The organism is Pseudoxanthomonas gei, assembly GCF_010119615.1.
Lineage (GTDB): Bacteria > Pseudomonadota > Gammaproteobacteria > Xanthomonadales > Xanthomonadaceae > Pseudoxanthomonas_A > Pseudoxanthomonas_A gei.
In genome coordinates this window covers 15,409-27,966 of the sequence record NZ_QOVG01000006.1, presented here as the reverse complement: position 1 = coordinate 27,966, position 12,558 = coordinate 15,409, and the positions used below count along the sequence as shown (strand labels likewise).

Below are 12,558 nucleotides of genomic sequence, written 5' to 3'. Positions count from 1 at the left end.
ATCGTCGCAACGGACCGTTGCATGTGCAAGCGGCGTATCTTCAGCGGCACCGACCTAGAATCCCTGGCCCATGACCCTGCACCTCCCCCTCGCCAGCCTGCTCCTGCTTGCCACCAGCGCACTGCCTGCGCAGGCCGCCAGCGCCTCCTACGAACTGGACCCGGTGCATACCCGGGTCATGGTGGCCGTGGAGCACGCCGGTTTCTCCAAGGCGCTGGGCACGGTGTCCGGCAGCACCGGTCACCTGCAATTCGACCCCGATGACTGGACCACCGCGCACCTGGAGGTCAGTGTTCCCCTGCAGCGCATCGACTTCGGCGACGGCAAGTGGAACCAGGCGGTACTGGCGGCCAACCTGCTGGATGCAGCCACCCATCCGTTCGCGAAATTCGTCTCCACGCGCATAGAGCCCATCGACCCGCAGCATGCCACCGTGCATGGCACGCTGACGCTGCATGGCGTCAGCAGGGAGGTACAGCTGCAGGTCACGCTGAATGCACTCAAGCGCCACCCGATGCCGCCGTTCCGGCGCACGGCCGGCTTTTCGGCGATCGCGGAGCTGAGCCGCGCCGACTTCGGCATCGATGCATGGAAGTCGGTGATCGGCGACCGCGTCGAATTGCGCATGGAAGTGGAGGCCACACGCTCGCGCGCTGGCAATGCCGATGCAGAGGCTGATGCCGGGGAAGACAGAATCGACGACGATGCAACCCAGCCAGTCCCGACCACGGAGCCCGCCACGCCATGACCCTGAAGAACACCGCCGATCGCTGGGGCCCGGTTAGCCAGGCCTTCCACTGGCTCATCGTATTGCTGATCCTGGGCCTGGCCATCGTCGGCCTGACCATGGGCGAGTTGCCGAAGACGCCGAAATATTTCTGGGTCTACACCGCGCACAAGTCCACCGGCATCACGGTACTGGTGCTGGTGATCGCACGCCTGGCCTGGCGCCTGTATGCGGGCCGGCCTGAACCGGTGCCCGGCACGCCGACCTGGCAGGAACGCATCGCCGGCGTTACCCACTGGCTGCTGTATGCGCTGATCCTGCTCATGCCGATTTCCGGGTGGTTGTACGACTCGGCCAGCGGCTTGCGCCCATTCCGCTGGTTCGGACTGTTCAACATGCCCAAGCTGAGCCCGCCGGATGAAGTGGTCCGTGATGCCGCACTCACGATGCATGAATGGGGTTTCTGGGTGCTGGTGGTGCTGGTCTGCGCACACGCCGGCGCCGCGTTTTACCACCACTTCTTCCAGCGCGACGCCACCCTGCTCCGCATGTTGCCGCGACGTTCACCCCGCATCGCCGATAACGGCCCAGGCCCCTCCGTTGGCACGAATACCAAGGAACCTCCTCATGTCCCGTAATTTCAATTCTCCCCTCCTCACCGCCGCCGCGCTGGTCGCGATGATGTCCGCCGCGCCCGTCTTCGCGGCCGATTATGTGCAGGCGCCAGGTTCAACCCTGGTGTTCGCGAGCAAGTACGACGGTGAAGTATTCACCGGCAAGTTCGCCAGCTTCACCACCACGCTGAGTTTCGACCCGGCCAAGCTTGCGGCATCCAAACTGGACGTACTGATCCCGCTGGCCGGCGCCAGCACCGGCAATGGCGATCGCGATTCCACCCTGGCCGGCAGCGACTTCTTCAACGTGGCGAAATTCGCGCAGGCGCGCTACACCGCGACGAAATTCCGCTCGCTGGGCGGCAACCAGTACGCGGCCGACGGCATCCTCAGCCTGCACGGCATCAGCAAGCCGGTCACCCTGACGTTCACCTGGACCCCGGGCGCCCAGCCCGTGCTGGCCGGCAAGGCCACGGTGAAGCGGCTTGATTTCGGCGTCGGCGGTGGCGACTGGGCAGATACCAGCAGCATCCCCAACGAGGTCGCGGTGAGCACCAAGGTCGTTTTCAAACCCGGGAAGTAGCAGGTTGTTTCAACCGCGTTGAGCGCGCTTGCTCGGCAGGTCCCGGCACGAATTCGCTCCGCCGCGCAAGCCCGGCCCTACACAACCAAGCAGGCCCGGTCCAAAACGCTTTTGAGTTGCCGGACGGATGCAAGCTTGGAGCGCACGAGCTTTCAGCCTGGCTGCAACCACGATTGCAGCCGTGTCACGTCGAACGGCCAGTCCAGCTCCGCGCCGGTGGCCTCATTGCGCAGCACCGGAACACGCAGGCCATAGCGCGCCTCCAGCGCCGCGTCGTCGTCGATGAACACGCTGTCGAACTCGGGCGCGCGCACGGCCGCCAGCACCGCCAGGGCCAGGTCGCAGAGGTGGCAGTCGTCGCGCTGGTAGAGGATCAGTGACAGGGGGTGCTCCGGCATTGTTGCGACACAACTGTCTTGGGGACAGGCGGCATAGAATAGCGCCCATGGCAGTGAGCACTTTCGACCTCTTCAAGATCGGCATCGGACCGAGTTCTTCCCACACCGTGGGCCCGATGCGGGCCGCGGCGCGGTTCGTGGCGCGCTGGCTCGACGAACCGGGCCGGTTGCAGGACGTGGCGCGCATCCGCGCCGAGGTGTTCGGCTCCCTGGCACTGACCGGGCGCGGGCACGGCACCGACAAGGCGGTGCTGATGGGACTCGAGGGCCATATGCCCAACCTCATCGACCCCGACGTGATCCCGGCCGCGCTGGTGCGCATCCGCGGCGAGAAGAAGCTGCTGCTGGCCGGTCGGCATGCAGTGGGCTTCGACGAGAAGCGCGACCTGGTGATGAACAAGCGCCAGAAACTGCCCTACCACACCAACGGCATGCGCTTTACCGCCTTCGACGCCCATGACGAGGTGATCGCCACGCGCGACTATTACTCGGTGGGTGGCGGCTTCGTGGTCAACCAGGACGACGCGGCCTCGGATCGCATCGTCGCCGACAGCACAGCATTGCCGTATTCATTCCGCAGCGGCGACGAACTGCTGGCGAAATCGGCAAGCAGCGGCCTGAGCATCGCGCGGATGATGTTCGAGAACGAAAAGGTCTGGCGCAGCGAGCAGGAGATCAAGGACGGGCTGCGCGAGATCTGGAATGCGATGCAGAGCTGCGTGGCCCGCGGCATCCGCCAGGAGGGCACCCTGCCCGGTGGCCTGCATGTCACCCGCCGCGCACCTGCGCTGTTCAATGAACTGTCCAGCAAGCCGGAAGCGGCAATGCGCGACCCGTTGACCACGCTGGACTGGGTGAACCTGTACGCGCTTGCCGTGAATGAGGAGAACGCCGCCGGCGGCCGCGTGGTCACCGCGCCCACCAATGGCGCGGCTGGCATCATTCCCTCGGTGCTGCATTACTACGACCGTTTCTGCCCCGGCGCCACCGAGCAGGGCATTTTCGATTTCCTGCTCACCGCTGCGGCGATCGGCATCCTGTACAAGGAAAACGCCTCGATCAGCGGCGCCGAAGTCGGTTGCCAGGGCGAAGTCGGCGTGGCCTGCTCGATGGCTGCGGGCGGATTGGTCGCCGCGCTGGGCGGCAGCTCCAGCCAGATCGAGAATGCGGCCGAGATCGGCATGGAACACAACCTCGGGCTGACCTGCGACCCGATCGGCGGCCTGGTGCAGATCCCCTGCATCGAGCGCAACGCGATGGGCGCGGTCAAGGCGATCAACGCTTCGCGCATGGCCGCGCGCGGCGACGGCAAGCACAAGGTTTCACTGGACAAGGTGATCAAGACCATGCGCGACACCGGCCGCGACATGCAGGACAAGTACAAGGAAACCAGCAGAGGCGGGCTGGCGGTGAATGTCATCGAGTGCTGAGATGCCGCGCACTTGATCGGACAGTTCCGTACTCCAGGGAAGTACATGCCGGCCATTTTTACGGCGTTCGCCCCGGCCCTGAAGTGTGTCCAGGAGCCGCCGCCGGGAAGCCAGGTCTTCAATGACTATCGTCCGATCAACCAGGCCAGTGAGCTGTTGCTCTGGTGCAGGGGCAAGGCCGAATCCACTTACGGGGCGCGCGATATGACCCCTTGCCAGTGGACGGTTTCGTACCACGACTACGCGAACATCTTCTACGCGGCCGGCAACTGAGGATCCGACGATGTTGCGGTTCGCTGCCGTATTTCCAGCGGCGAGCGCGAGCAGTCCGCGTTGATCGAGATCGACCATCCCTGAAGGCGGGCCGCTGAGGCGCAACTTCTGCCATCGGCGCAAAAAAAAACCGGCGTCAACTTCGCCGGCATTTTTTACATTCGCATGGTCGAGGATGGCCGCATGGCGACGCGCCTTCGCTTCAGACGACGGCCAGCGCGTCCGCAAGCATGATCTCGATCGTCTCAAGGTCGGGCAGCAAGGCTGCTTCATCGCCCAGCAGCACGCGCATCTGCACGCCTGGCGGCAATTCCTCCTCGGTGGCGTCAGCCAGCAAGCCGTCACGCGGTACTGAAATCAGGCGTGGGAAGGACTGGGTCAACAGGGCGAAATACGGCATGGCGTCGCTGCCGCCCAAGGCCTTGAGCACCACGATCTTGCTGCTGGCGACCACGCTTTCGCTACCCTGGCCGCTGAGTTGCGGAAAGGAAACCAGCGGCACCTGCCAGCCATGCCAGCGGATCTGGCCAGGCAGCCAGGCCGGCGCGTCGGCGATGGATTCCACTGGCACCCGGGCCAGCACTTCGGCCACGGTCGCGTTGGGCAACAGCAGGCGCTCTTCGCCTGCCTGCACCAGCACGCCGCGGATTTCGTCGTTGGAACTCGCCATCAGCTTTCCTTGGATTTCTTTGTTGCGTCAAATGGGTCGGGACAGCTCAATCAGGCCAGCGCGAGGCCAGGTGCGTGGCCAGCTCACCGGGAGAGGCCACCAGGCCGCCCTGCGCGGCCAATGCCTTGGATGCGGCGGGGTCGTAGCAGCCCTGCGGCGACTGGCCTGCGAGCAGCGCCCCTTTTGCGGCCAGTGCCACGGCTGCGTCCACCAATGCCGGGTCGCTTCCGCTCAGCAGCAGCACTGCGCTGTCGGCAGGGGGAAGCGAAGCGATCAGGTTTTCCGGTTGCAACGCGCCTTCACCGAAGGACACCACGCCATCTTCCACGTTCACTGCGACGTCGTTGGGCAGGACGTAGACATGGGCAGCTGCCGCGCTCTCACCCGCCTTGGCCAGCAGCACCGGCAACGCGGAAACGCGCCCCATCTGCTTGACCAGGTTGTCGTAGCGTCCCCCATCCAAGCGCAGTTGCAGCAGCACCGGCCGCGACAGGTCCGGCGGCAGGTCGGCCAGCAGCTTGCGCACCGCATCGGGACCGCCGATGCCGGCGAACAGCAGGACTGCGCCCCGCACGACGGGACCGGCTGCGCTGGAATGCATGGATTCCAGTTCCAGCGACAATCCGCTTGATTTGATTGCGGCGTTGCCTGCGTCCACGGGCAGCGGCGGCGGTCCGGAAGGCACCGGTACTTCGGCAGAGAAATCTTCGCCGAAGCCGTCGTTCAAGGCCCGATCGTGCTGGGGCACGGCAGCAGGCTTCCAGCTTTCCGGATCGAACGACTGGTCCGAACCCGTTTCCTCCTGCACCAGCTCCAGGCCGCCGCGCGGCAGCTCGAACGCCAGGCTTTGCGCTTCCTCGAGGTGTGGCTCGATGGCCGCATCCGCATGGATCTGGGCGGGCGTGGTCGGCAAGCCCGGCTCCGGACGCGTGTGGTCGGTCTCGCCGCCGGGCGGCAACACATCGGCGTGGCCGTTCAATTTCGCGGCCAGGTGGCGCGCCCAGCGCTTGGCTTCCCAACCTTCGCGACGTGCGGCCAGTTCGGCTTCGTCGAAGATCACCGCCACCGCCGGGTCATGCAACACGCTGTCGAAACGCGCCAGGCTGTCCTCGATGGCGGCTTCCAGCGCCACCAGCACCACCTGAGGGGCGGCTTCGCCCAGCGCAAGTTCGGCCAGGGTGTTGGGATCGTCCTCGAGCACGACGTAGGCACCCGCCTCGTCGAGCGCCATGCGCAGGTGTTCACGCGCGGCGCCGGGACGGGCCAGCAGCGCGACGCGCTTGCCCGGGTTCACCGCTTGCACGCCGGGATCATTCGCGGACACGGGCAATCCCCAGCAGGTCGTACACGTTGCGCATCAAATCCAGTTCCTGGTACGGCTTGCCCATGTAGCGCTGCACGCCAAGCTCCATCGCGCGCTGGCGATGCTTGTCGCCGGTACGCGAGGTGATCATCACGATCGGCACGTCCTTGAAGCGCGGATCGGCCTTCATCGCCGTGGCCAGCTCGTAGCCGTCCATGCGTGGCATTTCGATGTCGAGCAGCATCAGGTCGGGCACGCGTTCTTCCAGCCGCTCCAGGGCCTCGACGCCGTCGCGGGCGACGGTCACTTCCAGGTTGTGGCGTTCCAGCACGCGGCCGGTGACCTTGCGCATGGTCAGCGAATCGTCGACCACCATCACCAATGGCACACGGCGTTCTTCCGGCGCAGGCGTGTCGGTGACGAACAGGTTGGGCTGCAGGATGTGGCGACGCACCAGCGGCGCGACGTCCAGGATCACCACGATGCGGCCGTCGCCGGTGATCGTGGCGCCGTAGATGCCAGGTACCGAGGCGATCTGCGGACCGACCGGCTTGACCACGATCTCGCGGTTGCCCAACACCTGGTCCACCGCCACCGCGGCGCGCAGATCGCCGGCGCGGATCAGCAGCAGGGGCACCTGCGGCTGGCCCTCGGCACGTGCCGGCGGCTGGCCGATGAGAGTGCCCAGGTCATGCAGCACGTATTCCTCGCCACCGTAGACATAGACCGCACCGGCGGTTTCGAAACGGTCGCGCGCGATGCGGCCGACGCCGCCCACGGCCGCGACCGGCACCGCGAACTGGGTCTCGCCGATCTGCACGAACACCGCCTGGGTGACCGCCAGCGTCTGCGGCAGGCGCAGGGTGAAGACGGTGCCCTTGCCGGACTCGGAAGCAATCTCCAGCGAGCCGCCGAGCTGGCGCACTTCGCTGTAGACCACGTCCATGCCGACGCCGCGGCCAGCCAGCTGGCTGATGCTGTCGGAGGTGCTGAAACCGGACTCCAGGATCAGGCGCTCCAGGTCCGTGTCGGACATCTGCACGCCAGCCGGCAGCATGCCGCGCTGTTCGGCGCGACGGCGGATGGCGGCATGGTCGATGCCGGCGCCGTCGTCGGACACCTGGAACACCATTTCCGCACCTTCGCGGCGCAGTGCGATCTGCACCGTGCCTTCCTCGGGCTTGTGCTTCTTGCGGCGCTGCTTGGGCGACTCCAGGCCGTGCGCGACGGCGTTGCGGAGCAGGTGCTCCAGCGGCGCGGTCATGCGCTCCAGCACGTTGCGGTCCAGCTCGCCATGCGCACCATCCAGCTGCAGCTTGACCTGCTTGCCGGTGTCCGTGGCGGCCTGGCGCAATACGCGGCGCAGGCGCGGCACCAGTCCGTCGAACGGCACCATGCGCGCGCGCATCAGGCCGTCCTGCAGTTCCGAGCTGACCCGTGACTGCTGTTGCAGCAGGCTGTCGTACTGGCGTGCGAGCTCTTCCAGCACGCCTTGCAGGCCGGTGATGTCGGCGGCCGATTCGCCCAGGCCGCGGCTGAGCTGCTGCAGGGTGGAGAAGCGATCGAGCTCGAGCGGGTCGAAGGTGGGATCGCGCTTGTCCTGCTCACGCTGGTAACGCGCGACGATCTGGGCTTCGGTCTCCAGGTCCAGGCGGCGCAGCTGGTCATGCAGGCGGATGTTGGTGCGGTCCAGCTCGGACATGGCGCCGCGGAACGCGCCCAGCTGCTGCTCAAGGCGCGAACGGTAGATCGCCACTTCGCCGGCATGATTGACCAGGCGGTCGAGCAGGTCGGCGCGCACGCGCACCTGTTCCTGGGCGGCGTTTGGCACGCTCTCTTCGTCGCCAAGGAACGCCGTATCCAGCGGCGCGGACAGCGGCGCCAGCACGATGGCGGGCGCGCTGCTTGCCGCGCTGCCCTCGACGTTTGCGGAAGCGGCCTGCGGATGTGCACGGTTCTCGAATTCGGCGATCAGCTCGACCGGCATCGGCGCCTTGCGATGGGCGCCAACCCTGGCGACCAGGCCGTGCAGGCCGTCGAAGCCGCGTTCGAGCAGGCGCACGCTGTCCTGGTCCAGGTCCATGCGCTGCGCGGCCACCTGCTCAAGCAACGATTCGATTGCGTGGCCCAGGTCGCCGATGGCGTTGATCCCCGCCATGCGCGCGCCACCCTTGATGGTGTGCAGGTCGCGCTGCAACCCGGTGACCAGCGAGCGGTCTTCGGGGGTTTCGCGCAGCTTTGCCAGCAGCCCGTCGGAATGGTCGAGCAGGTCGTTGCCTTCCTCGACGAAGATGTCGACCAGGTCCTTGTCCAGTTCGGTGAAGTCCAGCGCGTCGTCTGCAAGCGCGGGTGTCTCGGCATGGACGATGGCCATCGTTTCTACTTCCCCGGCATCTTCCAGTTCCGTTGCATCGCCGCCGGACTCGACCGTTTCGTCGGATCCCGCAGCCTCGATATCGCGTGTCTCTTCCACCCCTGCCTCCACTGCCGGTACTTCCGGTGCGACGTCGCTCGGGGGTTCGACGGTTTCCATTGCTGCTACTGCGGCCAGGGATTCGACCCCGTCCGCTACTTCCACTGCGGCGTCTTCGACCGGCGGTGGCACTTCGAATGCTTCGCCAGCGACCACAGGCTCTTCGATGCCGGCCTCGTCAGTGACTTCCTCGGCCGTGACTTCCTCGGCCGTCACTTCCTCGGCCGTGGCTTCCTCGGCCGTGGCTTCCTCGGCCGTGGCTTCCTCGGCCGTGGCTTCCTCGGCCGTGGCTTCCTCGGCCGTGGCTTCCTCGGCCGTGGCTTCTTCGGCCGTGACTTCTTCGGCCGTGGCTTCTTCGGCCGTGGCTTCTTCGGCCGTGGCTTCTTCGGCCGTGGCTTCTTCGGCCGTGGCTTCTTCGGCCGTGACTTCCTCGGCCGTGGCTTCTTCGGCCGTGACTTCCTCGGCCGTGACCTCTTCGGCCGTCATGTCCATCTCTGCAACCTGACCGGTTGCGGACTCGTCGAGGTCGCCATCGGCGCCACTCGTCTCGGCAAACGAGCTCTCTTCCTGGACGCTCGCTTCAGGCAGCCAGTCGGCCAGCGCTTCTTCGCTGGTTGCTTCGCCCATCTCTTCGGCGACCGCATCGGAATCGACGGCTGCCAGGCCGGTTGCATCGAGCTCTGCCGATGCCTCGGCGGGCTCGGCGTGTTCCGCAGCTGCCTGCTCGACCGGCGGACCCACGTAGATGAGTTCCATGTCGTAGAATGTGACCGCGGCACCCGAGGCAGCGTCCCCGGCGTCCAGGGTGATTTCCTCCGCTTCGAAGACAGGCTCGTCGCCAGCCGTTTCGGCTGTCTCAAGCGCCTGCGTCTCGCCGTCGGCAGCAACGCCTTCCGCTATGGATGGCGCTTCATGGCCGAAGTAAGCCGACAGGTCGTGCACGGACAGCTCGACCTCACCGGGCGATACCGGCGGCTCGATGCCGGGCATCGTTTCGGGGTAGGAGGTCTGCGCCGCATCGTTGACCGTGATCGGCGTGGCGCGACCTTCGGGCAGGCTGTCACGCAACGCGTTCAACAGGGCCGCGAGGGCAGTGAAGGCTGGAATGCGCGGCGACGCGGACTGCAACGCGGCCACCGTGCGGCGGATCGCATGCGCACTGTCGGCGATGGCGGCGACGCCTTCGCTGGACGGTGCTTCGTTGGTGGCCCAGACGCGCTTGATGTACTGCTCGGCAGCGCCGGTAACGTCGGTGATTTCGGGCACGTCCGCCATCGCGAACGCACCATTCATGGTGTGGAACGCACGCAGCAGGCCTTCGTCAGCCTGGCGTGGCGTCGATTGCGACTGGGCCAGCCAGGCATCGACTGTTTCCAGGTGCGCGCCGACTTCGGTTTCCAGGATTTCGCGCAGCACGCCATCGACCGTTGCCACGGTGCCTTCGGTTTCCGGCGCGAACGCAATGGCGGTGGTTTCGAACCCGGATGCAGACTCGGACTCGTCAACCTCGTCAACCTCGTCGACCACGCTGGTCTGCGAAGGCGCGACATAGAATGCTTCTTCGCCCGCACCCACGCGTTCGGCCAGATCCTGCAGGCCGGCCAGGTCGGCAGTCACCGTGCCCTGGCTGCGCAGCGCGGCATTCAACTGCGGCAGCACCTGGGTGGAGTGTTCCAGCAGCGCGATCACCGCATCGGACGGCGGACGCGAACCGTCAAGCACGCGGTTCAACGCATTTTCGATCTTCCAGCTGAACTCTCCGAGCAGCGTGGCGCCGACCAGGCGGCCGCTGCCCTTCAGCGTATGGAAGACGCGGCGGATGGAACGCAGGCGTTCCAGGTTGTCGGTCGCGGCCTTCCATTGGGGCAGCATCTGGTTGAGATTGACGATCTCCTCGTCGAACTCTTCCAGGAACACTTCGCGGATGTCGTCGTCGATGTCGTTGCCGCCCAGGTCGAAACCCCCCTGTTCCGCAGCGTAGACAGAGGCTGGAGCAGCAGCAGCAGCGGGTGCTTCGATTACTTCGGGTGCCGTCATTTCAATTGGCGCAATTTCAGGCGACGCGTCCTCCGGCGTTTCGGCAAGCGCGGCGGCATCGGCATCAAGTGCCAGAAGCGCCTCTTCCACTTCCTGCGCTTCCAGCGCGTCGGTGTCCGTCAGTTCCTGCGGACTGGACCCGGCCTCGGCAGCCGGAAGATCGTATTCGGGGGCGATTGCGTCGACCGGCTCGTGCACGGGTGCGGCGTCGGTGGTGTCGGCTTCATCCGACAGCTCCATTGGAGCCACCTCGGCTTCCTCGCTTGCCACCGCAGGAATTTCAATTTCCGAAAGGGCGGCGACAGCAGCGACCGGTGGCGCGCTGGCAGCCGATTCGTCCGCAGGCAACGGCCAATAGCGCAGCTTCTCGAGGCTGGAACGGGTGATGTCGAGGATTTCGTCGCGGTTCGGGCGACGCTCGCGCAAGGCTTCCAGGTAATACTCGAGGCTGGCCATTGCATCGGCCAGCGTATCGAGCTGCTGGCCACCCGGGATGCGGCGCTTGCCGATCAGCTCGACCGCCACGTACTGGCGCACGCCCATCAGGTAGGCGGCGGGCTGCGGCAGTTCCAGCATGCTGAGGGCGCCGGCGACTTCGGACAGCAGGCGCGGTACCTGCGCCAGTTCCGCATGGTCCCAGTTGGTCTCGATGAAGGCGACGAAGCCCTCGCGGGCCGCCGCGAAATTATGGATCGCTTCCTGCGCCAGCACTTCCACCGTGCGCTGCGATTCGGAGCTTGAGGCCTCGTTGCCGCCGGCGGTTTCGCCGAGGCGGGCCACCTGGTCGTCCAGCGAGGCATCCACGTACAGCAGCGCGCCAGCGATATCCAGCAACGCGCCTTCGTCTGCCAGGCGCTGGCCCTGGATCATTTCGCGCAGCGCGTCGCGCTGCTGCACGACCACGCCGCGGGCCACGCCCAGGCCCATCATGCCGAGGGTATCGGCGACGTTGCCCAACTCATCGGCCTGGGTCTGCAGGGCGCCGACTTCCGCGCCCGTGCGCAGGTGCAGGTCCAGCGCATCCTTGATACGGAGCAGTTCTTCCTTGACCGCGGTGCCGACGGTGTCCAGCAATGCGCGATTGCGGCCGGTGACACTGCCTCGCGCGTGGTCGATCTCGGCCTCGCTGGGCGATTCGGCATCCAGCGAGAAGGCCTCGCGCAGCTGGTCCAACGCCGCATGCCGCACCGGCGACTGCGCCACCAGGTACAGCAACTGGCGCGTCGGTTCCTGGCTGGGGGCGGCGGCGCCGGCGGTTCCTTCCTGCTGGGTGGCGCGCACCGCGCGGCTGACCCCGGCATAGGCCTGGCGCAACGCGGCCGAAGGCTGCAATACGCCTTCCCGCAGGGCCTCGCTGACAGACGAGGCGACCCACAGCATGCGCCGCGTGGCGATGTGTTCGACACTTTCCAGCAGACGGTTGACCGCCCGACCCAGCGCATTGGCATCAGCCGGCGAGCCCTCTTCGGGCCAGCCCGCCAGGGCCTGGTCCAGCTGGTCCTGTGCTTCGCCCACGCGCGACTGGCGTGCCTGCCAGGACAGCACTTCGGGCAAGGGCACTTCCTGGGGCAGCGGTTGCTCCAGGTCGGGCGCGAACAGCACGCTTTCATTCAGGCCCGGCGCTCCGCGCGCGGCGCGGATGTCGTTGAGCAGCGGCAACAGCACGATGGGAATGTCGCGGTGGCCGCTCTGCAACCGTTCCAGGTAATCGGGCAACAGCACCGTGCCGCGCATCAGCGTGCCACAGGCTTCGTCCTGGTCGACCGTGGTCTTCCCCTGCAGCGCGCGCGCCAGCAGTTCCAGTTCCTCGGCGACCATGGCCGGCGCATACAGCTCGACCATGCGCAGGGTGCCTTGCACCTGGTGGAGGTAATTCGCGCAGAAATCCATGCGCGAGGTATCCGACGGGTCCTCGGCGAAGATCTCCACTTCGGCGCGCGCCAGGCGCAGGGTCTCGTCCAGCTCGGGTTTCACCCAGCCCAGCACGGCATGGCTCATCGCCTCACGCAGCGCACTCATGGGCCAAGACCCACGATGGCGGCGCGCTGCG

Annotated in this window: 9 protein-coding genes; 5 read left to right on the top strand and 4 right to left on the bottom strand. The window is 66.4% G+C overall.

What is annotated here, in order from left to right; all coding sequences use genetic code 11:
* Positions 1-70 precede the first annotated feature (70 nt).
* From DT603_RS09825 to DT603_RS09815, 3 genes are read left to right on the top strand one after another with little or no spacing between them, the layout of a single operon-like run.
* Positions 71-748, top strand: a complete 678-nt coding sequence (locus tag DT603_RS09825; protein ID WP_162349710.1) for a YceI family protein — start codon at positions 71-73, stop codon at positions 746-748.
* Positions 745-1,365, top strand: a complete 621-nt coding sequence (locus DT603_RS09820; RefSeq protein ID WP_162349709.1) for a cytochrome b — start codon at positions 745-747, stop codon at positions 1,363-1,365. The genes DT603_RS09825 and DT603_RS09820 overlap by 4 nt, the downstream gene beginning before the upstream one ends.
* A complete protein-coding gene (locus DT603_RS09815) occupies positions 1,355-1,924 on the top strand; it encodes a YceI family protein (RefSeq protein ID WP_162349708.1) in 570 nt (189 codons plus the stop codon). Before DT603_RS09820 ends, DT603_RS09815 begins: the two co-directional genes overlap by 11 nt.
* A gap of 152 nt (positions 1,925-2,076) precedes the next feature.
* Here the strand turns inward: DT603_RS09815 and DT603_RS09810 are convergent, their stop codons facing one another.
* Complete coding sequence (locus DT603_RS09810; protein WP_211368380.1) at positions 2,077-2,322, bottom strand: glutaredoxin family protein; 246 nt, start codon at positions 2,320-2,322, stop codon at positions 2,077-2,079.
* A 47-nt stretch (positions 2,323-2,369) separates the two neighbouring features.
* Here DT603_RS09810 and DT603_RS09805 point away from each other — a divergent pair, with 47 nt between their 5' ends.
* Both DT603_RS09805 and DT603_RS09800 read left to right on the top strand, forming a co-directional pair.
* Complete coding sequence (locus DT603_RS09805; RefSeq protein WP_162349707.1) at positions 2,370-3,752, top strand: L-serine ammonia-lyase; 1,383 nt, start codon at positions 2,370-2,372, stop codon at positions 3,750-3,752.
* A 45-nt stretch (positions 3,753-3,797) separates the two neighbouring features.
* Complete coding sequence (locus DT603_RS09800; RefSeq protein WP_162349706.1) at positions 3,798-4,025, top strand: hypothetical protein; 228 nt, start codon at positions 3,798-3,800, stop codon at positions 4,023-4,025.
* A gap of 202 nt (positions 4,026-4,227) precedes the next feature.
* On the opposite strand, the gene DT603_RS09795 is transcribed toward DT603_RS09800, so the two are convergent.
* The 3 genes from DT603_RS09795 to DT603_RS09785 form a co-directional block, all read right to left on the bottom strand.
* A complete protein-coding gene (locus DT603_RS09795; RefSeq protein ID WP_170295410.1) occupies positions 4,228-4,698 on the bottom strand; it encodes a chemotaxis protein CheW in 471 nt (156 codons plus the stop codon).
* Positions 4,699-4,741: 43 nt separating this feature from the next.
* Positions 4,742-5,926 (bottom strand): chemotaxis protein CheB, encoded by a 1,185-nt coding sequence (locus DT603_RS09790; protein ID WP_162349915.1) that lies wholly within the window; start codon positions 5,924-5,926, stop codon positions 4,742-4,744.
* Positions 5,927-6,005: 79 nt separating this feature from the next.
* Positions 6,006-12,527, bottom strand: a complete 6,522-nt coding sequence (locus DT603_RS09785; RefSeq protein ID WP_162349704.1) for an Hpt domain-containing protein — start codon at positions 12,525-12,527, stop codon at positions 6,006-6,008.
* Positions 12,528-12,558: the final 31 nt, after the last annotated feature.